33 protein-coding genes and 4 tRNA genes are annotated in these 19,851 nt (G+C 43.8%); 1 reads left to right on the top strand and 36 read right to left on the bottom strand.

Annotated elements, in window-relative coordinates:
• The 34 genes from tnpA to IEY48_RS18655 form a co-directional block, all read right to left on the bottom strand.
• The coding region (gene tnpA, locus IEY48_RS18490; protein WP_188922968.1) for an IS66 family insertion sequence element accessory protein TnpA at window positions 1-262 on the bottom strand (262 nt) is incomplete at its 3' end.
• 195 nt (window positions 263-457) lie between these two features.
• Window positions 458-853, bottom strand: coding sequence for a 50S ribosomal protein L17 (gene rplQ / locus IEY48_RS18495; protein ID WP_188922970.1), 396 nt, complete (start codon window positions 851-853; stop codon window positions 458-460).
• 40 nt (window positions 854-893) lie between these two features.
• Entirely contained in the window at window positions 894-1,883 is a 990-nt protein-coding gene (locus IEY48_RS18500) for a DNA-directed RNA polymerase subunit alpha (protein WP_160056417.1), read from the bottom strand.
• A 24-nt stretch (window positions 1,884-1,907) separates the two neighbouring features.
• Window positions 1,908-2,528: a 30S ribosomal protein S4 gene (gene rpsD / locus IEY48_RS18505; protein ID WP_188922980.1), complete on the bottom strand. Its 621-nt coding sequence runs from the start codon at window positions 2,526-2,528 to the stop codon at window positions 1,908-1,910.
• A 32-nt stretch (window positions 2,529-2,560) separates the two neighbouring features.
• Window positions 2,561-2,953 carry a 30S ribosomal protein S11 gene (gene rpsK, locus IEY48_RS18510; protein WP_011635661.1) on the bottom strand — a complete coding sequence of 131 codons (393 nt, stop codon included), beginning with the start codon at window positions 2,951-2,953 and terminating at the stop codon, window positions 2,561-2,563.
• A gap of 17 nt (window positions 2,954-2,970) precedes the next feature.
• The gene (rpsM, locus tag IEY48_RS18515; protein WP_011635660.1) at window positions 2,971-3,327 is read right to left on the bottom strand and encodes a 30S ribosomal protein S13; all 357 of its coding nucleotides are present in this window, start codon (window positions 3,325-3,327) and stop codon (window positions 2,971-2,973) included.
• A 118-nt stretch (window positions 3,328-3,445) separates the two neighbouring features.
• Window positions 3,446-3,559, bottom strand: coding sequence for a 50S ribosomal protein L36 (rpmJ, locus tag IEY48_RS18520; protein ID WP_006083579.1), 114 nt, complete (start codon window positions 3,557-3,559; stop codon window positions 3,446-3,448).
• A 23-nt stretch (window positions 3,560-3,582) separates the two neighbouring features.
• Window positions 3,583-4,923, bottom strand: coding sequence for a preprotein translocase subunit SecY (secY, locus tag IEY48_RS18525; RefSeq protein ID WP_188922982.1), 1,341 nt, complete (start codon window positions 4,921-4,923; stop codon window positions 3,583-3,585).
• Window positions 4,924-4,930: 7 nt separating this feature from the next.
• Window positions 4,931-5,365, bottom strand: coding sequence for a 50S ribosomal protein L15 (gene rplO / locus IEY48_RS18530; RefSeq protein ID WP_124017684.1), 435 nt, complete (start codon window positions 5,363-5,365; stop codon window positions 4,931-4,933).
• 4 nt (window positions 5,366-5,369) lie between these two features.
• Window positions 5,370-5,552: a 50S ribosomal protein L30 gene (gene rpmD, locus IEY48_RS18535; RefSeq protein ID WP_137224586.1), complete on the bottom strand. Its 183-nt coding sequence runs from the start codon at window positions 5,550-5,552 to the stop codon at window positions 5,370-5,372.
• A gap of 6 nt (window positions 5,553-5,558) precedes the next feature.
• Window positions 5,559-6,062, bottom strand: a complete 504-nt coding sequence (gene rpsE / locus IEY48_RS18540; protein WP_137224583.1) for a 30S ribosomal protein S5 — start codon at window positions 6,060-6,062, stop codon at window positions 5,559-5,561.
• An 11-nt stretch (window positions 6,063-6,073) separates the two neighbouring features.
• Entirely contained in the window at window positions 6,074-6,424 is a 351-nt protein-coding gene (rplR, locus tag IEY48_RS18545) for a 50S ribosomal protein L18 (protein ID WP_188922984.1), read from the bottom strand.
• Window positions 6,425-6,434: 10 nt separating this feature from the next.
• On the bottom strand, window positions 6,435-6,968 hold the full coding sequence (gene rplF, locus IEY48_RS18550) for a 50S ribosomal protein L6 (RefSeq protein WP_188922986.1): 534 nt from the start codon (window positions 6,966-6,968) through the stop codon (window positions 6,435-6,437).
• A 10-nt stretch (window positions 6,969-6,978) separates the two neighbouring features.
• Window positions 6,979-7,371, bottom strand: a complete 393-nt coding sequence (gene rpsH / locus IEY48_RS18555) for a 30S ribosomal protein S8 (RefSeq protein WP_160056427.1) — start codon at window positions 7,369-7,371, stop codon at window positions 6,979-6,981.
• A 24-nt stretch (window positions 7,372-7,395) separates the two neighbouring features.
• Complete coding sequence (gene rpsN, locus IEY48_RS18560; protein ID WP_188922994.1) at window positions 7,396-7,701, bottom strand: 30S ribosomal protein S14; 306 nt, start codon at window positions 7,699-7,701, stop codon at window positions 7,396-7,398.
• 10 nt (window positions 7,702-7,711) lie between these two features.
• Entirely contained in the window at window positions 7,712-8,251 is a 540-nt protein-coding gene (rplE, locus tag IEY48_RS18565) for a 50S ribosomal protein L5 (protein WP_160056431.1), read from the bottom strand.
• Between the two features lie 13 nt (window positions 8,252-8,264).
• Complete coding sequence (gene rplX / locus IEY48_RS18570; protein ID WP_188922995.1) at window positions 8,265-8,579, bottom strand: 50S ribosomal protein L24; 315 nt, start codon at window positions 8,577-8,579, stop codon at window positions 8,265-8,267.
• Window positions 8,580-8,589: 10 nt separating this feature from the next.
• Window positions 8,590-8,958: a 50S ribosomal protein L14 gene (gene rplN, locus IEY48_RS18575; RefSeq protein WP_011635649.1), complete on the bottom strand. Its 369-nt coding sequence runs from the start codon at window positions 8,956-8,958 to the stop codon at window positions 8,590-8,592.
• Window positions 8,959-9,135: 177 nt separating this feature from the next.
• Window positions 9,136-9,384 carry a 30S ribosomal protein S17 gene (gene rpsQ, locus IEY48_RS18580; protein ID WP_188922997.1) on the bottom strand — a complete coding sequence of 83 codons (249 nt, stop codon included), beginning with the start codon at window positions 9,382-9,384 and terminating at the stop codon, window positions 9,136-9,138.
• Entirely contained in the window at window positions 9,384-9,575 is a 192-nt protein-coding gene (gene rpmC, locus IEY48_RS18585; RefSeq protein WP_006083592.1) for a 50S ribosomal protein L29, read from the bottom strand. The genes rpsQ and rpmC overlap by 1 nt, the downstream gene beginning before the upstream one ends.
• On the bottom strand, window positions 9,575-9,985 hold the full coding sequence (rplP, locus tag IEY48_RS18590; RefSeq protein WP_188922999.1) for a 50S ribosomal protein L16: 411 nt from the start codon (window positions 9,983-9,985) through the stop codon (window positions 9,575-9,577). Before rplP ends, rpmC begins: the two co-directional genes overlap by 1 nt.
• An 11-nt stretch (window positions 9,986-9,996) precedes the next feature.
• Window positions 9,997-10,686 carry a 30S ribosomal protein S3 gene (gene rpsC, locus IEY48_RS18595; RefSeq protein ID WP_188923001.1) on the bottom strand — a complete coding sequence of 230 codons (690 nt, stop codon included), beginning with the start codon at window positions 10,684-10,686 and terminating at the stop codon, window positions 9,997-9,999.
• Window positions 10,687-10,698: 12 nt separating this feature from the next.
• Window positions 10,699-11,031, bottom strand: coding sequence for a 50S ribosomal protein L22 (gene rplV, locus IEY48_RS18600; protein ID WP_160056441.1), 333 nt, complete (start codon window positions 11,029-11,031; stop codon window positions 10,699-10,701).
• A 15-nt stretch (window positions 11,032-11,046) separates the two neighbouring features.
• On the bottom strand, window positions 11,047-11,325 hold the full coding sequence (gene rpsS / locus IEY48_RS18605; protein WP_006083596.1) for a 30S ribosomal protein S19: 279 nt from the start codon (window positions 11,323-11,325) through the stop codon (window positions 11,047-11,049).
• Between the two features lie 14 nt (window positions 11,326-11,339).
• Complete coding sequence (gene rplB / locus IEY48_RS18610; protein WP_188923003.1) at window positions 11,340-12,164, bottom strand: 50S ribosomal protein L2; 825 nt, start codon at window positions 12,162-12,164, stop codon at window positions 11,340-11,342.
• 16 nt (window positions 12,165-12,180) lie between these two features.
• Window positions 12,181-12,483: a 50S ribosomal protein L23 gene (gene rplW / locus IEY48_RS18615; RefSeq protein WP_124729276.1), complete on the bottom strand. Its 303-nt coding sequence runs from the start codon at window positions 12,481-12,483 to the stop codon at window positions 12,181-12,183.
• Window positions 12,480-13,085 carry a 50S ribosomal protein L4 gene (rplD, locus tag IEY48_RS18620; protein ID WP_160056445.1) on the bottom strand — a complete coding sequence of 202 codons (606 nt, stop codon included), beginning with the start codon at window positions 13,083-13,085 and terminating at the stop codon, window positions 12,480-12,482. Before rplD ends, rplW begins: the two co-directional genes overlap by 4 nt.
• 16 nt (window positions 13,086-13,101) lie before the next feature.
• Window positions 13,102-13,740: a 50S ribosomal protein L3 gene (rplC, locus tag IEY48_RS18625; RefSeq protein ID WP_188923005.1), complete on the bottom strand. Its 639-nt coding sequence runs from the start codon at window positions 13,738-13,740 to the stop codon at window positions 13,102-13,104.
• Between the two features lie 27 nt (window positions 13,741-13,767).
• Window positions 13,768-14,079 carry a 30S ribosomal protein S10 gene (rpsJ, locus tag IEY48_RS18630; protein WP_011635639.1) on the bottom strand — a complete coding sequence of 104 codons (312 nt, stop codon included), beginning with the start codon at window positions 14,077-14,079 and terminating at the stop codon, window positions 13,768-13,770.
• Window positions 14,080-14,435: 356 nt separating this feature from the next.
• On the bottom strand, window positions 14,436-15,620 hold the full coding sequence (gene tuf / locus IEY48_RS18635; RefSeq protein WP_188923007.1) for an elongation factor Tu: 1,185 nt from the start codon (window positions 15,618-15,620) through the stop codon (window positions 14,436-14,438).
• A gap of 112 nt (window positions 15,621-15,732) precedes the next feature.
• Window positions 15,733-15,808, bottom strand: a tRNA-Thr gene (locus IEY48_RS18640).
• Between the two features lie 10 nt (window positions 15,809-15,818).
• Window positions 15,819-15,892 (bottom strand) — tRNA-Gly (locus IEY48_RS18645).
• Window positions 15,893-15,929: 37 nt separating this feature from the next.
• A tRNA-Tyr gene (locus tag IEY48_RS18650) sits at window positions 15,930-16,014 on the bottom strand.
• 7 nt (window positions 16,015-16,021) lie between these two features.
• Window positions 16,022-16,097, bottom strand: a tRNA-Thr gene (locus IEY48_RS18655).
• A 223-nt stretch (window positions 16,098-16,320) separates the two neighbouring features.
• Between IEY48_RS18655 and coaA the strand changes: the two genes are divergently transcribed.
• Window positions 16,321-17,271, top strand: a complete 951-nt coding sequence (gene coaA, locus IEY48_RS18660; RefSeq protein ID WP_188923009.1) for a type I pantothenate kinase — start codon at window positions 16,321-16,323, stop codon at window positions 17,269-17,271.
• Window positions 17,272-17,315: 44 nt separating this feature from the next.
• Here the strand turns inward: coaA and birA are convergent, their stop codons facing one another.
• Both birA and murB read right to left on the bottom strand, forming a co-directional pair.
• A complete protein-coding gene (gene birA / locus IEY48_RS18665) occupies window positions 17,316-18,278 on the bottom strand; it encodes a bifunctional biotin--[acetyl-CoA-carboxylase] ligase/biotin operon repressor BirA (RefSeq protein WP_188923011.1) in 963 nt (320 codons plus the stop codon).
• A complete protein-coding gene (murB, locus tag IEY48_RS18670; RefSeq protein WP_188923013.1) occupies window positions 18,275-19,291 on the bottom strand; it encodes a UDP-N-acetylmuramate dehydrogenase in 1,017 nt (338 codons plus the stop codon). The genes birA and murB overlap by 4 nt, the downstream gene beginning before the upstream one ends.
• Window positions 19,292-19,851: the final 560 nt, after the last annotated feature.

Here is a 19,851-nt window from a genome sequence, read left to right on the forward strand (position 1 = left end):
ATTTGGCTTTAGCAAATTCTAACGCGATAGCAGCTTGTGGCTGCACGAATTCGAGCTGAGTCACTTGGTGCTCGGTGACTTTGTGTTGTGAGATTTGGGCGCAGACGAAAGCGCTTTCAGTCAATGTAAGGCGCTTTTTGTGAGCATAAAAGCTCGATGTCGATAATTTATGTTTACGGCAATAAGAGCTGATATTTAAGCCGCTTTGTTGCTGAGCGAGAATGAGCTTTTGCCACTGCTGTTGATCACGAAAGGTCTTCATTATGTGTCTCCCAATAAAATAGGGGAACAACATAAATCAGCCGCTTGGTGAAAGGTATGTGCCTTTTGCTAGACGCTTACGAAACAATAGCATTAATTAATCAGAAATAACGATATGTAATAGATAAGTAACACAACGAAAAAAAGACATAAAAAAACCGAGCCTAAGCTCGGTTTTTAATTAAGTAATTAAAAATTACTCTGCAGCTTCAACTTCAACAGCTTCAGCAGCTTCAGGGCGACCTACTAACTCGATGAAAGCCATTGGGGCTTTATCACCGGTACGTAAACCACACTTAAGAATACGAGTGTAACCACCAGGACGTTCCTGGAAGCGTGGACCCAATTCAGTAAATAACTTACCTACGACTTCAGCGTCGCGAGTACGAGCGAAAGCTAAACGGCGATTTGCAACGCTGTCAACTTTAGCAAGTGTTATTAGAGGTTCAACTACGCGACGCAGTTCTTTCGCTTTAACAACAGTTGTCTTGATAATCTCATGACGAACTATTGAACATGCCATGTTACGAAACATAGCTTGACGGTGACTGCTGTTGCGGTTTAGTTGACGACCACTCTTACGATGGCGCATGACCTAATCCTTATAACCTAAATCTGTACTAACCTGAGACTTATAGGTCGTCTGCTAAACTAGCCGGTGGCCAGTTTTCAAGACGCATACCTAACGACAGTCCGCGAGACGCTAAAACATCCTTAATTTCAGTAAGAGATTTCTTACCTAAGTTAGGGGTCTTAAGCAACTCAACTTCAGTGCGTTGTACCAGATCTCCGATGTAATGAATCGCTTCGGCTTTTAAACAGTTAGCCGAACGTACAGTTAGCTCTAAATCGTCGACAGGACGCAGCAAAATCGGATCGAATTCCGGTTTCTCTTCTACGACAGCCTGCTCAGTAACATCACGTAGTTCAACAAACGCATCTAGCTGTTCAGCTAAAATTGTTGCAGAACGACGAATTGCTTCCTCAGGATCAATAGTACCGTTAGTGGTCATATCAATCACAAGTTTATCTAAGTCAGTACGCTGTTCTACACGAGCGGCTTCAACATTATAAGCAATGCGGGCTACAGGTGAAAAAGAAGCATCAACCAACAAACGACCGATTGGGCGATCATCGTCTTCGGTTTGTGCACGAGCCGAAGCAGGCACATAACCACGACCACGCTCAACGCGGATACGCATGCTGATATCATTATTACCAGTCAAGTGACAGATAACATGATCAGGATTCATAATGGTAACATCACCATCATGCGTGATATCTGCTGCTGTAACAGGGCCTGTGCCGGACTTGCTTAATGTAAGCAAAGCCTCGTCTTTACCCTCGATTGTCACTGCTAATCCCTTAAGATTAAGCAATATCTCAAGGATATCTTCTTGTACGCCTTCCTTACTGCTGTACTCATGCAGTACGCCGTCAATTTCGACTTCAGTAACTGCACAGCCTGGCATAGACGACAATAGGATGCGACGCAACGCGTTACCTAAGGTATGGCCAAAACCACGTTCGAGTGGCTCTAGTGTAACTTTGGCGCGAGTTGAATTAACCTGCTCAATATCAACGAGACGCGGTTTAAGAAATTCTGTAACAGAACCCTGCATTGTGTCCTCTCTTGTTTGTTAGCTTTACTTAGAGTAAAGCTCGACGATCAGCTGTTCGTTAATATCCGCAGACAAATCGCTACGTTCTGGAATACGCTTGAAAGCACCTTCCATTTTCGCACTGTCGACTTCTACCCATGTAGGCTTTTCGCGTTGACCAGCCACTTCTAAAGCCGCTTTAATACGAGCTTGAGTGCGTGACTTTTCACGGATGCTTACAACATCATTCGCAGACACTTTGAATGACGGAATGTTAACAACACGACCGTTAACCATAACTGATTTATGGCTTACTAGCTGACGTGATTCTGCACGTGTTGCACCGAAACCCATACGATAAACAACGTTATCTAGGCGGATTTCTAAAAGTTGTAATAGGTTTTCACCAGTATTACCTTTTAGACGTGCAGCTTCTTTGTAGTAGTTACGGAATTGTTTTTCTAAAACACCGTAAATACGACGAACTTTTTGTTTCTCGCGTAATTGTAAACCGTACTCAGATAAACGTGGCTTACGAGCGCCATGTTGACCTGGTGCAGCTTCAAGCTTACACTTCGAATCGATTGCTCTCACACCGCTTTTTAGGAAAAGGTCTGTACCTTCTCTGCGGCTGAGCTTGAGCTTAGGACCCAAGTATCTTGCCATGATCTTTCTCCAACTATCCTATATACGTAATGTTATACACGACGTTTTTTAGGTGGACGACAGCCATTATGAGGGATAGGCGTCACATCGGTAATGTTGGTAATTTTATAACCAACAGCGTTCAGCGCACGAATGGCTGATTCACGACCTGGACCTGGACCCTTCACGAAAACTTCAAGGTTTTTAACACCGTAGTCTTGAGCAGCAATACCTGCACGCTCAGCAGCAACCTGTGCAGCGAATGGCGTTGATTTACGTGAACCACGGAAACCAGAACCACCTGAGGTAGCCCATGACAACGCATTACCTTGACGATCTGTAATGGTGACAATTGTGTTGTTGAAAGACGCATGGATATGAGCCATGCCATCTGCAACCTGTTTACGTACGCGCTTACGCGGAGAACGTGACGGAACTTTAGCCATTTTGGTTTACCTTCCCGTTACTTTCTGATTGGTTTACGTGGACCTTTACGCGTACGCGCATTGGTCTTAGTACGTTGCCCACGAAGAGGCAGGCTACGACGATGGCGGAGACCACGATAACAACCAAGGTCCATAAGACGCTTGATGTTCATTGAAATCTCACGACGCAAGTCACCTTCTACGGTGTATTTGGCGACTTCTTCGCGTAGGATATCTATTTGAGCTTCGCTCAATTCCTTGATCTTAGCGTCTTCAGCAATTGACGTAGATGCGCAGATTGCTCTAGCGCGTGTACGACCAATACCAAAGATTGCAGTCAATGCAATGACTGTATGCTTTTGATCAGGAATGTTAATGCCAGCGATACGGGCCACTATGCACTCCTTAAAGTTAAAGGCCATCTGCGAAAAGCCCGAAAGGATACTCGACAGACGACAGATTTGCAAACAATATTTTTGGTCAGCCCATTATTGAGCTGACCAAACTTCTTTCTTAGCCTTGACGCTGTTTGTGTTTTGGTTCAACACAGATAACGCGCACAACGCCACTACGCTTGACGATCTTGCAATTACGGCAGATCTTCTTCACGGAAGCTCGAACTTTCATTTCATCACTCCGTCAAAGTAATCTTATTTTCCAAAGCGATCTAAATTCGCTTTGTTAACAAGATTAGCTTTCTTCATCACAGACTCATACTGATGAGACATCATATGGGTCTGAACCTGAGCCATGAAGTCCATGATTACGACTACAATAATTAGTAGTGAAGTACCGCCAAAATAGAACTGTACTTTCCACGCAATTAACATGAACTCCGGAATTAAGCAGATAAAGGTAATGTATAACGCACCCGCTAAGGTTAAACGTGTCATTACTTTATCAATGTAACGCGAAGTCTGTTCTCCGGGACGGATCCCAGGAATGAATGCACCACTCTTTTTCAAATTATCTGCTGTTTCGCGTGGGTTGAAAACCAACGCAGTATAGAAGAAACAGAAAAAGATGATTGCTGTCGCGTACAATAATGAATACAGCGGTTGTCCTGGTGACACAGCTAAGGCGAAATCGCTTAACCATGACATAGACTCATTTTGACCAAACCACTGAGCCAGTGTGCCTGGGAACAAAATAATGCTGGATGCAAAAATTGGTGGAATCACACCTGCCATGTTCACTTTTAACGGTAAGTGGGTGCTTTGCGCTGCGAAAACCTTTCGGCCTTGTTGACGCTTAGCGTAGTTAACGACAATTCGACGTTGACCACGTTCCACAAATACCACTAAGTAAGTTACTGCAAATACGATAACCGCGAGCAACAGTAGTACCAATACATTCATGTCACCTTGACGCGCCTGCTCGGCTGTAGAGCCGATGGCCGATGGTAAACCAGCAACAATACCTGCGAAGATTAATATCGAGATACCATTACCAATACCACGTTCGGTAATTTGCTCACCTAGCCACATTAGGAACATTGTTCCCGTCACTAAGCTCACAACAGCAACAAAGTAGAATCCAAACCCAGGATTGGCCACAAGACCAGGCATGAGATTAGGTAAACCCGTTGCGATACCGATAGACTGCAATGTACCCAACACGAGTGTGCCGTATCTTGTATATTGACTAATCTTTTTACGTCCTGACTCGCCTTCTTTTTTCAATTCAGCAAGTGCAGGATGCACAACAGTCAATAATTGCATGATAATCGATGCCGAAATATACGGCATGATACCTAATGCAAAGATAGAAGCACGCTCTAAAGCACCACCCGAGAACATGTTAAACATGCCCAGGATGGTATCTTTTTGCTGGGCAAATAGTTCTGCCAATACAGCTGCGTCAATACCAGGAATTGGTACAAACGAACCGGCTCTAAAGACGATAATTGCACCAATCACGAACAGGAGACGAGTTTTCAGTTCAGATAAACCGCCTTTCGCGCTTTTTAAATCAAGTCCTGGTTTTGCCATCGACGTATTATTCCTCGATCTTGCCACCGGCAGCTTCAATAGCTGCACGAGCACCTTTGGTTACCTTCAGACCTTTTACAGTCACTGGGCGGTCAATGGTACCTGAAAGAACGATTTTCGCAAACTGGATGTTGCGAGTAATAACGTTCGCATCTTTCAGTGCATTCAAATCGACAACATCACCGTTAACTTTTGCTAGTTCGAGTACACGAACTTCAGCTGTTACCAAAGCGCGACGCGAGGTAAAACCAAACTTAGGTAGACGGATCTTAAGTGGCATTTGACCACCTTCGAAGCCGACGCGAACGCCGCCGCCTGAACGAGACTTCTGACCTTTATGGCCGCGACCCGCTGTTTTACCTAAACCTGAACCAATACCACGGCCTACACGCTTAGGAGCAGATTTAGAACCTGCTGCTGGAGATAGAGTATTTAGACGCATTATCTTATTCCTCCACCGAAACCATGTAGTACACCTTATTGATCATGCCACGTACAGAAGGAGTATCTTCTACTTCTACAGTGTGACCAATACGACGCAGACCTAAACCGGTTAGGGTAGCACGGTGTTTTGGTAAACGACCGATGCTGCTTTTAGTCTGTGTTACTTTTAAAGTTTTAGTAGCCATGGTGCATTACCCCCGAATTTCATCAACATTCAGGCCACGTTTTGCTGCGATTTGAGCTGGTGACTTCATGTGCACCAACGCATCGACAGTTGCGCGAACGATGTTGATCGGGTTAGTAGAACCGTATGCTTTTGACAGAACGTTATGAACGCCTGCAACTTCTAATACGGCACGCATTGCGCCACCGGCAATAATACCGGTACCCTCTGATGCTGGTTGCATATAAACTTTTGAACCAGTATGGCGACCTTTAACAGGGTGATGCAAAGTACCTGCATTCAACTCCACGGTTACCATATTACGACGGGCTTTTTCCATTGCTTTTTGAATAGCAGCCGGAACTTCACGCGCTTTACCATAGCCATAGCCAATCTTACCGTTACCATCACCCACTACTGTTAGTGCTGTGAAGCTAAAGATACGACCGCCTTTAACTACTTTAGAAACACGATTAACTGCAATTAATTTTTCTTGCAGATCGTCTTTTTGCTGAGCTTCTAATTTAGCCATTTTATAACCCCTTAGAATTTCAGGCCAGCTTCACGAGCGGAATCTGCTAAAGCAGCTACACGGCCGTGATACTTGAATCCAGAACGGTCGAACGCAACAACAGCTACGCCCTTCTCGATCGCACGCTCAGCAACAGTTTTACCTACTACTTTAGCCGCATCTACGTTTCCGGTACTCTTTAGTTGCTCTTTAACTGCTTTTTCAACAGTTGACGCAGCAGCTAACACCTTAAATTCAGGACTGATCACCTGAGCATAGATGTGACGCGGTGTACGATGTACAACCAGACGATTCACGCCTAGCTCTTGGATCTTCTTACGTGCACGCAACGCGCGACGTAAGCGAGATGTTTTCTTATCCATATCGCGTTACCTACTTCTTCTTAGCCTCTTTACGGCGTACAACTTCGTCGTCATAGCGAACACCTTTGCCTTTGTAAGGCTCTGGTGGACGGTAACCACGAATGTTGGCTGCTGTCTGACCTACTAACTGCTTATCAACGCCGGTTAGGACGATTTCAGTTTGGCTAGGACATTCTGCAGTAACGCCTGCGGGTAGTTTGTGTACTAACGGATGTGAGAAACCTAATGTTAAGTCTAAGTCACTACCAGCAATTTTTGCACGGTAACCTACACCAACTAATTTAAGTTTTTTCACAAAACCTTGAGAAACACCAAACACCATGTTGTTTACTAATGCACGTGCAGTACCAGCCTGTGCCCAAGCGTCAACAACGCCATCAACAGGTAGGAACTTGATTTGTGCATCTTCAATAACAACATTAACCGCTTTGTTGATTACTCGAGTCAGACTTCCTTTACCGCCTTTGACGGTCAAAGTCTGTTCGTTCTTAGTCACCTCTACGCCAGCAGGGATAGTGACTGGTGCCTTTGCAACACGAGACATTACTAACTCCTTACGCTACGTAGCAGATAACCTCACCACCCGTGCCAAATTGGCGGGCGGCACGATCAGTCATCAAGCCTTTAGAAGTGGACACAATTGCGATACCCAGACCGCCCATAACCTTTGGTAGTTCGTCTTTACCTTTGTAAATACGAAGACCAGGACGGCTTACGCGCTGGATAGTCTCAACGACTGGTTTGCCTTGGAAATACTTTAATGTAATTTCTAATTCAGGCTTAGCTTCATCTGCTACGGCGTAGTCAGTAATGAAACCTTCATCTTTAAGTAATTTCGCAATTGCTACTTTTAACTTAGCTGAAGGCATCTTTACAGATACGTGGTTAGCAGCTTGGCCGTTACGAATACGGGTTAACATATCCGCAATAGGATCTTGCATGCTCATATTAGCTTACTCCGTGACAAGTGCTTACCAGCTGGCCTTACGTAGACCAGGAACTTCACCGCGCATAGTTGCTTCACGTAATTTAATACGGCTTAAGCCGAATTTACGTAAAACGCCATGTGGGCGACCAGTTTGATTACAGCGATTGCGTTGACGCGATGCGCTTGAATCACGTGGTAGTGCTTGCAACTTAAGTACAGCATCCCAACGATCTTCTTCAGAAGTCTCTGGATTGCTGATAATAGCCTTAAGTGCTAGACGCTTTTCAGCATACTTAGCTACGAGCTGTGCACGTTTTGCTTCACGTGCTTTCATAGATGTTTTAGCCATTATGCTACCCTTATTTCTTAAATGGGAAGTTAAAAGCGGTCAACAAAGCACGACCTTCTTCATCATTCTTCGCAGTAGTAGTGATAACAATATCCATACCACGAATTTTATCGATTTTATCATAATCGATTTCTGGGAAGATGATCTGCTCTTTCACACCCATTGCGTAGTTACCACGGCCGTCAAACGCTTTAGCGCTTAAGCCACGGAAGTCACGAATACGTGGAATTGCAATGTCAACTAGACGCTCTAAAAATTCCCACATACGCTCACCGCGTAGGGTCACTTTACAGCCAATAGGGTAGCCTTCACGGATTTTAAAACCAGCAACTGATTTACGAGCTACAGTTACAACTGGTTTTTGACCAGCGATTGCAGTCATGTCACGAAGCGCATGCTCCATAACTTTCTTATCTGCAACAGCTTCGCCTACACCCATGTTTAGGGTGATTTTTTCAATCCGAGGGACTTGCATGACACTGCTATAACCGAACTTTTTAGCTAGTTCAGCGACTACAGTCTCTTGATATTTATCATGCAGTTTCGCCATCGTTTACTCCAAATTACTTAACGAGTTCGCTGTTCGATTTAAAGAAACGGACTTTTTGGCCGTCTTCAAATCGGAAACCAACACGATCTGCCTTGCCTGTGGCTTGGTTAAAGATCGCAACGTTTGATGCTTGAATCGGTGCTTCTTTCTCGATAACGCCGCCAGTCACGCCCAATTGTGGGTTTGGCTTCTGGTGCTTTTTAACAAGATTGATGCCTTCAACAATTAATTTACCAGTAGGTAGAACTTGAGAAACCTTACCGCGTTTACCCTTGTCTTTACCTGCTAATACTACTACTTCGTCTTCACGACGGATTTTAGCTGCCATTTGAAGCTCCTTACAGTACTTCTGGTGCCAGCGAGACAATTTTCATGAATTTATCATTACGCAATTCACGTGTCACTGGGCCAAAGATACGAGTACCAATCGGTGCAAGGTTTGCGTTAAGCAATACCGCTGCATTCCGATCGAAGCGAATGACAGAACCGTCTGGACGACGTACGCCTTTCTTAGTACGGACTACCACCGCGTTATATACATCACCTTTCTTCGCTTTAGCGCGAGGAATTGCTTCTTTAACAGAAACTTTGATGATGTCGCCGATACCGGCATAACGACGATGAGAGCCACCCAAGACCTTAATACACTGAACTCTGCGTGCGCCGCTGTTACATGCGACGTCTAGAGTCGATTGCATTTGGATCATTTCAAGTGCTCCGCTATCGTTACTACACAATCCCACTATGGGAGTATATTTGAACCAAATTTAAGCAATAATTTACTCAAAAATGGCGCGCAAGTATAACACCACATTTTGCGAATGCATAGCAAAAAAAACAAACGGCCCCAAATTCTGGAGCCGTTTACGTTATCCTAATGAATATTAGGCTTTTGTTACTACTTCAGCAAGGGTCCAAGACTTAGTCTTAGATAAAGGACGACACTGACTAATAGTCACGATGTCACCTTCATTACACTGATTAGTTTCGTCATGTGCATGGATCTTAGTTGTACGCTTAATGTACTTCCCATAAATTGGGTGTTTCACTTGGCGTTCAATAGCAACAGTAATAGATTTTTCCATTTTGTTGCTAATAACTTTACCTTGCAAAGTACGGATTTTATCAGACATTACGCACCTGCCTTAGAAGTAATAATGGTCTTAACACGTGCAATGTTACGACGCACTAGTTTCAATTGATTCGTTTGAGTCAACTGACCAGTAGCGTGTTGCATACGCAGGTTAAACTGCTCACGCAGCAGACCAAGTAGTTCAGCGTTCAATTCCTCAACGCTTTTTTCTCTTAGTTCGCTCGCTTTCATTACATCACCGTCTTAGTTACGAAGGTAGTCTTTAAAGGAAGCTTGGCAGCAGCTAGAGCAAAGGCTTCACGAGCCAACGCTTCAGGTACACCATTCATCTCATAAAGAACCTTACCAGGTTGAATCTGACATACCCAGTATTCAACGTTACCTTTACCTTTACCCATACGCACTTCAAGAGGCTTAGAGGTAATTGGCTTGTCAGGGAAAACTCGAATCCAAATTTGTCCTTGACGTTTAATATGACGTGTCATGGCACGACGTGCAGATTCAATTTGACGAGCAGTTAAACGGCCACGGCCGACTGCTTTCAAACCGAAAGTACCAAAGCTAACTTCAGTACCGTTCGCTAGACCGCGGTTGCGGCCCTTGAACATCTTGCGAAACTTCATACGTTTAGGTTGCAGCATTAAAGTTTCTCCTATTTACCACGAGGCTTACGCTTAGGTTGCTGCTTCGGCTCTTCAATCGCTGGTACTAAACCGTCAAGAACTTCACCTTTGAAGATCCAAACTTTAATACCGATCACACCATATTGCGTGTGACTTTCAGCAGTTGAATAGTCGATATCAGCACGTAGAGTATGCAAAGGTACACGACCTTCACGATACCATTCAGAACGTGCGATTTCAGCACCGCCTAAACGGCCGCTCACTTCAACTTTGATACCTTGAGCACCAATGCGCATTGCATTTTGTACCGCGCGCTTCATAGCACGACGGAACATAACACGACGCTCTAACTGCTGAGCAATAGAGTCAGCAACGAGCTTAGCGTCTAATTCAGGCTTACGGATCTCAGCGATGTTGATTTGAGCAGTCGTGCCAGTGATTTTAGACACATATGCACGTAATACTTCAACGTCTTCACCTTTCTTACCAATCACAACACCTGGACGGGCAGTGTGAATAGTAACGCGGATGCTCTTCGCTGGGCGTTCAATAACAATCTTAGATACTGATGCGGCTTTTAACTTTTCAGTTAAATATTGACGCACTTCCCAGTCGCTGTTCAGATTTTTTGCATAATCTGACTTATCTGCGTACCAGGTAGAGATCCAAGGCTTCGTGATACCCAGACGGATACCATTAGGATGTACTTTCTGTCCCATTGCTCTCTTCTCCTAGCGATCTGATACAACCACAGTAATGTGGCTGGTACGCTTCATGATACGATCAGCGCGGCCTTTAGCACGTGGCATGATACGCTTCATTGTTGGGCCTTCATCTACGAAGACGGCTCCAACTTTAAGCTCATCAATGTCAGCACCTTCGTTGTGTTCGGCGTTTGCGATAGCTGAGTCAAGTACTTTTTTAACTAGTACGGCGGCTTTCTTTGGGCTGAAGGTCAAAATTTCGAGTGCCTTAGAAACAGGCAGTCCACGAATTTGATCAGCAACTAGACGGGCCTTCTGCGCAGACGTACGAGCAAAACGATGTTTAGCTAAAACTTCCATCTTATTCCTCCCGTATTAACGCTTCTTCGCTTTCTTATCTGCAGCATGGCCGCGATAAGTGCGAGTTGGTGAAAATTCACCAAGCTTGTGACCGATCATTTCGTCAGTTACGAACACAGGTACGTGCTGACGACCATTATGGACAGCGATGGTCAACCCAATCATGTTAGGGATGATCATTGAGCGACGAGACCAAGTCTTAATTGGCTTTTTGTCTCCCGCTTCCATCGCTTTCTCTACCTTCTTCAGCAAGTGCAGGTCAATGAAGGGACCTTTCTTGAGAGAACGTGGCATGGCGAATCCTCTTACTATTTATTACGACGACGTACGATGTACTTGTCAGTGCGCTTGTTGCTACGAGTTTTATAACCCTTAGTCGGCACACCCCATGGACTCACTGGATGACGTCCACCAGAAGTACGGCCTTCACCACCACCATGTGGATGGTCTACTGGGTTCATTGCAACACCACGTACTGTAGGGCGAATGCCTCTCCAGCGCTTAGCACCTGCTTTACCTAACTGGCGTAGCATATGCTCGGCATTACCAACTTCACCAAATGTCGCGCGGCAATCTACTGGAACTTTACGCATTTCGCCAGAGCGAAGACGTAGAGTTGCATAAGCACCATCACGAGCAACAACTTGTACATAAGCACCAGCTGAACGTGCGATCTGAGCGCCTTTACCAGGCTTCATCTCAACAGCGTGTACAACACTACCTACAGGAATGTTGCGTAACGGCATAGCGTTACCAGTCTTGATGTCTGCATCCAAGCCAGATTTGATTGCATCGCCAGCTTTCATGCCTTTTGCAGCAAGAATATAACGACGCTCACCATCTGCATACAGTACTAACGCGATGTGCGCTGTACGGTTTGGATCGTATTCAAGACGCTCAACTTTCGCAGGGATACCATCTTTATCGCGTTTAAAGTCGATTAGACGGTAGTGCTGCTTATGTCCACCACCAACGTGGCGTACTGTGATACGGCCAGTATTGTTACGGCCACCACTTTTAGATTTTTTCGCCAACAGGCCAGCAAAAGGTTTACCCTTATGCAGGTCCGTATTCACCACTTTAACTACGTGGCGACGACCTGGAGAGGTTGGCTTACACTTAATAACTGCCATGATAATTCTCCTTTGCTTACTCAGCGCCGCCGACGAAATCGATGTCAGCACCAGCAGCTAAAGTAACATAAGCTTTTTTCCAATCGCTACGACGACCAACACGGCCACCGGTACGTTTAGTTTTGCCTTTGTTAACTAGAGTGCGAACTGAATCTACTTCAACTTCAAATAGCTTCGCTACTGCAGCTTTGATCTCTGCTTTAGTCGCATCGATTGCTACGCGGAAAACTACAGTGTTGTTCTTCTCAGCAACGACAGTACTCTTTTCAGAGATGTGCGGAGCTAGAATCACTTTTAGCAAACGTTCTTCGCGGATCATGCTAGCATCTCCTCGATTTGCTTCACTGCATCAGCAGTAACAAGAACAGTGTTAAACGCAATTAGACTTACTGGGTCAAGACCCGCTACGTCACGTACGTCAACTTTGTATAAGTTGCGAGCTGCTAAGAATAAATTCTCATCAACTTCAGCAGTAACAATTAGAACGTCTTCTAGGTTCATTGCTGCTAACTTAGCTTTCAACTCTTTAGTTTTAGGAGCTTCAACGCTAAATGATTCAACAACGACTAAACGTTCTTGACGTACCAATTCAGAAAGAATGCTCTTAAGAGCACCACGGTACATCTTCTTGTTAACTTTTTGGCTGTGATCTTGTGTTTTAGCAGCGAATGTTACGCCACCGCCACGCCAGATTGGGCCTTTAACACTACCGGCACGAGCGCGGCCAGTGCCTTTTTGGCGCCATGGCTTTTTACCAGAGCCAGTTACTTCCGCACGAGTCTTTTGAGCACGAGTGCCCTGACGTGCGTTTGCAGCGTAAGCTACAACTACCTGATGAACCAGTGCCTCGTTAAAGTCACGGCCGAAGGTAGTTTCGGAAACTTCAAGAGCGCTTTGCGCGTCTTTCAATACCAATTCCATTACTATCTCCTCAGACCTAAGCTTTAACTGCAGGCTTAATGATTAGATCACCATTGGTAGCGCCTGGAACTGCGCCGCGTACTAATAACAAGTTACGCTCTGCATCAACACGTACCACGTGTAGATTTTGAGTAGTTACTTGCTCAGCACCCATATGACCTGACATTTTTTTGCCTTTGAATACACGACCAGGCGTTTGGTTCTGACCGATAGAACCGTTCGCGCGGTGCGCCAATGAGTTACCGTGAGTCATATCTTGAGTACGGAAGTTCCAACGCTTAATACCGCCTTGGAAGCCCTTACCTTTTGATTGACCAGTAACATCTACTTTCACTACTTCAGCGAAAATATCAACATTAAGCTCAGCACCAACTTCAATGCCTTCGCCTTCACCATCTGCTAAACGCAATTCCCATAAACCACGACCGGCTTCTACGCCGCCCTTGGCAAAATGACCTGCTTCTGCTTTAGTGATGCGATTGGCTTTTTTGGTACCAGTAGTCACTTGAAGTGCACGGTAACCGTCAGTTTCTAAAGTTTTCACTTGAGTTACGCGGTTGCCAGCGACTTCAATCACTGTTACAGGGATTGACGTACCATCTTCAGTGAAGATGCGAGTCATACCCACTTTACGACCAATAAGACCGATAGCCATCTCTCAAACCTCTTCTAAGGATCTCAATTAACCTAAGCTAATCTGAACGTCGACACCAGCCGCAAGATCTAAACGCATTAATGCGTCTACAGTCTTTTCTGTTGGCTCTACGATGTCAACTAAACGCTTGTGAGTACGAATTTCATACTGGTCACGAGCGTCTTTATTAACGTGCGGAGAGATCAAAACGGTATAACGCTCTTTGCGTGTTGGTAGTGGAATTGGACCACGTACCTGCGCGCCTGTACGCTTAGCAGTTTCAACGATTTCCGCTGTAGACTGATCAATCAAACGATGATCAAAGCCTTTCAAGCGGATACGGATTCTTTGGTTCTGCATTGACCAGAGCTCCTAAAATGGACACATAAAAAATCACCCTCTAGCTTTTTCTTTATTAGAAAAGCAGAGCGAGATGATTTAACCGTTCGACTCCCAATCGGAGTCGCTATGAAAATGAAAAACCCTATTGGTTTAACATTATATTTAACGCTGCACATGTCAGCGAGTGGGCAATTATACAGATCTTTTATTGGAGATCAAGCCCATTGTGTAAATAGTCTTCAGAAAGTCTGTTCACAATCAATTGCCGCGCATTTTACACAAATTATGTATTTATGCCACTAGATTGTTATGTTTTTTCTAAAAACAAAAAAGGAAGCCGAAGCTTCCTTTTTTAGTGTTCACTAAAGTCGCTATTACGCGATGATTTTAGCTACAACACCAGCACCAACTGTACGGCCACCTTCACGGATAGCGAAACGTAAACCGTCGTCCATCGCGATTGGGTAAATCAAAGTAACAACCATCTTGATGTTATCACCAGGCATAACCATTTCTACGCCTTCTGGTAACTCAATTGTGCCTGTTACGTCTGTTGTACGGAAGTAGAACTGTGGACGGTAACCTTTGAAGAATGGAGTGTGACGTCCGCCTTCTTCTTTTGATAACACGTACACTTCTGATTCGAATGTAGTGTGAGGCGTGATTGAACCAGGCTTAGCTAGTACTTGACCACGTTCTACGTCATCACGCTTAGTACCACGTAATAACACACCACAGTTCTCACCTGCACGACCTTCGTCAAGCAGCTTACGGAACATTTCTACACCAGTACACGTTGTCTTAGTAGTCGCGTGAACACCAACGATTTCTACTTCGTCAGATACACGGATGATACCACGCTCAACACGACCTGTTACCACTGTACCACGACCTGAAATCGAGAATACGTCTTCGATTGGTAGTAGGAATGGCTTATCGATGTCACGCTCTGGCTCTGGAATGTAGCTGTCTAGTGCTTCTGCAAGTTCGATTACTTTAGCTTCCCATGCTGCATCGCCTTCTAACGCTTTTAATGCAGAACCTTGGATTACTGGTAAGTCATCACCTGGGAAGTCGTATTCAGATAGAAGTTCACGAACTTCCATTTCTACTAATTCTAGTAACTCTTCGTCATCTACCATGTCACATTTGTTCATGAATACGATGATGAAAGGTACACCAACCTGACGTGAAAGTAGGATGTGCTCACGAGTCTGTGGCATTGGGCCATCAGTCGCTGCTACTACTAAAATTGCGCCGTCCATCTGTGCAGCACCAGTGATCATGTTTTTAACATAATCGGCGTGACCAGGACAGTCTACGTGTGCATAGTGACGTGTTGGTGTGTCATATTCGATGTGAGAAGTATTAATAGTAATACCGCGCTCACGCTCTTCTGGAGCGTTATCGATTTGAGCGAAGTTACGTGCTTCACCACCATAAGTCTTAGACAATACTGCAGAAATAGCTGCAGTAAGAGTTGTTTTACCATGGTCAACGTGACCGATGGTGCCTACGTTTACGTGGGGCTTATTACGTTCAAATTTAGCTTTTGCCATGGTATTGCCTCAATCCAATAGTTTGGTGATGAAAACACAGATATAGTAAAAATCCGATGCATAAATATGACATCGAATCAATTATCGTTTAGGCGTTAGAATAATGACAGGCTGGTGCTGATAGGCAGATTCGAACTGCCGACCTCACCCTTACCAAGGGTGCGCTCTACCAACTGAGCCATATCAGCAATCAAATTTTGGAGCGGATGGCGGGAATCGAACCCGCGTTATCAGCTTGGAAGGCTGGAGTAATACCATTATACGACATCCGCGCAACCTAACATAGGCTACCTAACTACCTAGAAAAAATGGTGGAGGGAGAAGGATTCGAACCTTCGAAGGCTGAGCCGTCAGATTTACAGTCTGATCCCTTTGGCCACTCGGGAACCCCTCCAGTAAAATGGTGCCGGCACCAAGAGTCGAACTCGGGACCTACTGATTACAAGTCAGTTGCTCTACCAACTGAGCTATGCCGGCGTGTCATTTCGGGTTCGGATATTAGGTAAATGTGCCCAGGAGTGCAATAGATAAATGCTAAAAAACGTAAAAAAAGTTTCAAATGACGCTTTTTTGGCCTCGTTTTTAAAAAAAAAGCACAATTTCTAATCGAATATATTCTACATGACCACAAATCAATATCAAAGTATTGTCGGTCATTATTCGATAGTGTAATGTGCCTGACCAACCTAGAGGAATGGTTATGACTTCAATTAACTCAATACAAGATGCACTCTACTTTGCTTTTCAGCGCGAGCATTGGGCTGAACTTCGTAAATCAGTGCCTCTCACCTTGAGTCAAACTGAACTCGAAAACCTTCGCGGTATGAATGAAAAACTGTCTCTTGATGAAGTGACCGACATTTATCTACCTCTTAGTCGCTTGCTAAACCTATTTGTAGGCTCTAAACAGCAACGAGGGCTGGTTCTTGGAAAGTTTTTAGAGCAACAAGCTACCCCAAGCCCATACATTATCAGTATTGCTGGTAGTGTTGCCGTCGGTAAGAGTACCACTGCACGTATCCTGCAAACTCTCTTACAACGCTGGCCTGAGCATCCTAAGGTCGATCTTGTCACTACCGACGGATTTTTATACCCGCTTGCTGACTTAAAGCGCAAAGGGTTATTACAGCGTAAGGGATTTCCTGAAAGCTACGACATGAAAATGCTTGTCGAGTTTATCTCAGCAGTAAAAGCAGGTGATAAAGAAGTATTAGCGCCTTTATATTCACATGTGACTTATGACAGACTCCATGACGAGCATCAGGCTATTCGGCAACCTGATATTTTGATCATCGAAGGCCTTAACGTACTACAAACTGGCCTGGATACTCCTATTGATACTAGAAGACCTTTCGTTTCTGATTTTGTCGATTTTTCTATTTATGTCGATGCAGATGAATCATTATTAAAGCAATGGTACAAGCAACGCTTCTTACAGTTTAGAGGTGGCGCATTTAGCGAACCAGAGTCTTTCTTTCATCATTATTCATCGTTAACAGATGATGAAGCCAATGCAATTGCCGCCAATATTTGGGATACCATTAACGGCCCTAATTTAAATCTTAATATTCAACCAACACGTGAAAGAGCTCATTTAATTTTACAAAAAGGCCCTAACCATTTAATGAGTAAAGTCTTGTTACGTAAGTAATATTTCAAAAACAGCGATACTAATTTGTAATTCATAAAGTTATTTTATTGTGCTGCCCGCAAGCTTATTTCACCGCCCACAAATGCATTAATACCTTGCTCATTCTCTAATAAAATAGCCCCTTGACTATCAATACCTCGACAAACCCCAGTAACAGAATTAGGTGACATCATGAGTGTCACTTCACGATTAATAAATAAATCATGTTCATTCCAACGAGTAGCAAACTCAGTCAAACCATGTTGTTCAAATAGCTGTAAATCACGTTTCAGCTGTGAATGCAGCTTTATTAATAATGCCGTTTTATCTGGCATACTCGCCATAGTCGATAAGTCGCTCCATGGTTGATCAATTAATTCACCTTGTTCGGCAGACATACTCATATTGATACCGAAACCAATGACTAAATCCGTATATTGTGAAGATGTTTGGCTCACTTCTATCAAGATCCCAGCCAATTTTTTATGATCTAAGTAAATGTCATTTGGCCATTTTAATCCTAAATCTTCCACACCAAAATCTTGTAACGCTTTGACGATTGCGCAGCCGACAACCAAACTTAAGCCACTCGCCTGGGAAATATCCTGAGTAAAACGCCAAAATAGTGATGCATATATATGATGACCATAAGGAGAAATCCATTGCCGCCCCCGACGGCCGCGACCTGCTGATTGATACTCTGCAACGCAAATATCGCCTGATTTAAATTCAGCGGCATGACTTAACATAAACGCGTTGGTGCTATTGGTATCATCAAAATAAAAGCATCGATTGTCTATGGCATTAACCAGCTGACTCTCAACAACTAACGAAATAGGATTAGCTAATTTGTAACCTTTCCCCTTAACACTGTAAATTTCAATACCGTAATCTTTTAAACCGTCTATGTGCTGATTAATCGCAGCTCGGGTTAGTGACAAATTCTTTGCAATTACCTCTCCGGAGACAAAATATTGATGAGTTAAACAATTGAGAATTTGCCGTTTACGTGACCAATGATCGTTCATTTAATTTCTACCTCTCCTTGAGATCCAATAATTCTAGGCTCAGGATGCAAGACCACCGTAAACTTATCATAAACGGCATCAATTATTTTCCGCGCTAATTGACAGACGTCCCCCCCCGTTGCAGTACCAAGGTTAACCAGTACTAATGCCTGTTCTTGATGCACTGTCGCTCCACCGACCTTAACACCTTTCAACCCAGCCTGATCGATAAGCCAACCGGCTGCTAGTTTGAATTGCCCATCAGCTTGCTCATAGGCAATTAAATTTGGAAATGACGCCTTCAATGTTCTGTAATGCTCAACAGAAATCACAGGATTCTTAAAGAAGCTGCCTACGTTACCTAATTTTACTGGATCGGGTAATTTAGACTGTCGAATCTGACAAACACAATCAAAAATTTGCTTTGCCGTTACAGTAGAAGAATCAAAGTGTTGTAATGGACCATAGCTGATAACAGGCAACCATTTTTTTGCTACTTTCAGTGTAACTTGAGTAATCACCGCTAAGTTTCTTAAACGTTGTTTAAAGACGGACTCGCGGTAATCAAACTCACATTGTTGCTTGTTATATGTCGTCAATTTTCCTGTGTCTAACTGCAAAAATTCTACCCGATGACAAAATAGATTGAACTCAACCCCATAAGCACCAATATTTTGAATCGGAGCAGCACCTACCGTACCAGGTATCAGCGCCATATTTTCTAAACCATAAATCTTTTGCTCTAAACAAAATTCGACAAGCTGATGCCAATTTTCGCCAGCTTGAACAGTCAGATAATAATGCGTGTCATCACTTGTTATTTCGATACCTTTTGTTGACACTTTGACGACAGATCCTTGATAGTTTTCAGTGAAAACTAGATTACTCCCACCACCAAGGATTAGCATGGGAAAATTCTCTTTATACAGCTTATTGCAAATTGCTATGAGTTCGGCCTTAGACTTTACATCAATAAGGGTGTCACAATCTTGCTTGAGACCAAAAGTATTAAACGGCGTAAGTGAAATAGTCATAGAATGATTACGTTTCTAAACAATGTTGTTATTGTACATTAACTTGCATTATTCCCATTGCTTACCTATGCATTAATTATGGCAAACACTAGGGTAAAACGATAAACGTTTCACTTAGTCGATAATGTAAAGCCATTATCTCATTCTTGATGTTATAGATTGATACTAAAGCTTAGGCACAAAGCTCACATTCCAAACGTAAAAAAAGCCCGTTGCGTTAGCAACGGGCTTTTCACTACTCCTTCGAGTAAATTAGGCGTCTGGAAATGACCTAATCTCACATGGGCATATCGACCACACTGCTATTTCGCCCATCTTGATAAATAAAGATTGATGCACAAAACTCAAATTCCAGACGTAAAAAAGCCGTTGCGTTAACAACGGGCTTTCATACTTATTTGGCGTCTGGAAATGACCTACTCTCACATGGGCATATCACCACACTGCTATAATGCTAATTTTGATAAATAAAGATTGATACACAAAACTCGAACTCCAGACGTAAAAAAGCCCGTTGCGTTAACAACGGGCTTTCATACTTATTTGGCGTCTGGAAATGA

It is taken from the genome of Shewanella saliphila (genome assembly GCF_014648295.1).
GTDB classification, from domain to species: domain Bacteria; phylum Pseudomonadota; class Gammaproteobacteria; order Enterobacterales; family Shewanellaceae; genus Shewanella; species Shewanella saliphila.

Bases quoted from the DNA above. Each gene is read 5' to 3' on its own strand.
- rplQ (WP_188922970.1), bottom strand. From the start codon at position 853: ATGCGCCATCGTAAGAGTGGTCGTCAACTAAACCGCAACAGCAGTCAC.
- IEY48_RS18500 (WP_160056417.1), bottom strand. From the start codon at position 1,883: ATGCAGGGTTCTGTTACAGAATTTCTTAAACCGCGTCTCGTTGATATT.
- rpsD (WP_188922980.1), bottom strand. From the start codon at position 2,528: ATGGCAAGATACTTGGGTCCTAAGCTCAAGCTCAGCCGCAGAGAAGGT.
- rpsK (WP_011635661.1), bottom strand. From the start codon at position 2,953: ATGGCTAAAGTTCCGTCACGTTCTCCGCGTAAGCGCGTACGTAAACAG.
- rpmJ (WP_006083579.1), bottom strand. From the start codon at position 3,559: ATGAAAGTTCGAGCTTCCGTGAAGAAGATCTGCCGTAATTGCAAGATC.
- secY (WP_188922982.1), bottom strand. From the start codon at position 4,923: ATGGCAAAACCAGGACTTGATTTAAAAAGCGCGAAAGGCGGTTTATCT.
- rplO (WP_124017684.1), bottom strand. From the start codon at position 5,365: ATGCGTCTAAATACTCTATCTCCAGCAGCAGGTTCTAAATCTGCTCCT.
- rpmD (WP_137224586.1), bottom strand. From the start codon at position 5,552: ATGGCTACTAAAACTTTAAAAGTAACACAGACTAAAAGCAGCATCGGT.
- rpsE (WP_137224583.1), bottom strand. From the start codon at position 6,062: ATGGCTAAATTAGAAGCTCAGCAAAAAGACGATCTGCAAGAAAAATTA.
- rplR (WP_188922984.1), bottom strand. From the start codon at position 6,424: ATGGATAAGAAAACATCTCGCTTACGTCGCGCGTTGCGTGCACGTAAG.
- rplF (WP_188922986.1), bottom strand. From the start codon at position 6,968: ATGTCTCGTGTTGCAAAGGCACCAGTCACTATCCCTGCTGGCGTAGAG.
- rpsH (WP_160056427.1), bottom strand. From the start codon at position 7,371: ATGAGCATGCAAGATCCTATTGCGGATATGTTAACCCGTATTCGTAAC.
- rpsN (WP_188922994.1), bottom strand. From the start codon at position 7,701: ATGGCTAAAACATCTATGAAAGCACGTGAAGCAAAACGTGCACAGCTC.
- rplE (WP_160056431.1), bottom strand. From the start codon at position 8,251: ATGGCGAAACTGCATGATAAATATCAAGAGACTGTAGTCGCTGAACTA.
- rplX (WP_188922995.1), bottom strand. From the start codon at position 8,579: ATGGCAGCTAAAATCCGTCGTGAAGACGAAGTAGTAGTATTAGCAGGT.
- rplN (WP_011635649.1), bottom strand. From the start codon at position 8,958: ATGATCCAAATGCAATCGACTCTAGACGTCGCATGTAACAGCGGCGCA.
- rpsQ (WP_188922997.1), bottom strand. From the start codon at position 9,384: ATGTCTGATAAAATCCGTACTTTGCAAGGTAAAGTTATTAGCAACAAA.
- rpmC (WP_006083592.1), bottom strand. From the start codon at position 9,575: ATGAAAGCGAGCGAACTAAGAGAAAAAAGCGTTGAGGAATTGAACGCT.
- rplP (WP_188922999.1), bottom strand. From the start codon at position 9,985: ATGCTGCAACCTAAACGTATGAAGTTTCGCAAGATGTTCAAGGGCCGC.
- rpsC (WP_188923001.1), bottom strand. From the start codon at position 10,686: ATGGGACAGAAAGTACATCCTAATGGTATCCGTCTGGGTATCACGAAG.
- rplV (WP_160056441.1), bottom strand. From the start codon at position 11,031: ATGGAAGTTTTAGCTAAACATCGTTTTGCTCGTACGTCTGCGCAGAAG.
- rpsS (WP_006083596.1), bottom strand. From the start codon at position 11,325: ATGCCACGTTCTCTCAAGAAAGGTCCCTTCATTGACCTGCACTTGCTG.
- rplB (WP_188923003.1), bottom strand. From the start codon at position 12,164: ATGGCAGTTATTAAGTGTAAGCCAACCTCTCCAGGTCGTCGCCACGTA.
- rplW (WP_124729276.1), bottom strand. From the start codon at position 12,483: ATGATCCGCGAAGAACGTTTGCTAAAAGTGATTCTAGCTCCGCACATC.
- rplD (WP_160056445.1), bottom strand. From the start codon at position 13,085: ATGGAATTGGTATTGAAAGACGCGCAAAGCGCTCTTGAAGTTTCCGAA.
- rplC (WP_188923005.1), bottom strand. From the start codon at position 13,740: ATGGCTATCGGTCTTATTGGTCGTAAAGTGGGTATGACTCGCATCTTC.
- rpsJ (WP_011635639.1), bottom strand. From the start codon at position 14,079: ATGCAGAACCAAAGAATCCGTATCCGCTTGAAAGGCTTTGATCATCGT.
- tuf (WP_188923007.1), bottom strand. From the start codon at position 15,620: ATGGCAAAAGCTAAATTTGAACGTAATAAGCCCCACGTAAACGTAGGC.
- coaA (WP_188923009.1), top strand. From the start codon at position 16,321: ATGACTTCAATTAACTCAATACAAGATGCACTCTACTTTGCTTTTCAG.
- birA (WP_188923011.1), bottom strand. From the start codon at position 18,278: ATGAACGATCATTGGTCACGTAAACGGCAAATTCTCAATTGTTTAACT.
- murB (WP_188923013.1), bottom strand. From the start codon at position 19,291: ATGACTATTTCACTTACGCCGTTTAATACTTTTGGTCTCAAGCAAGAT.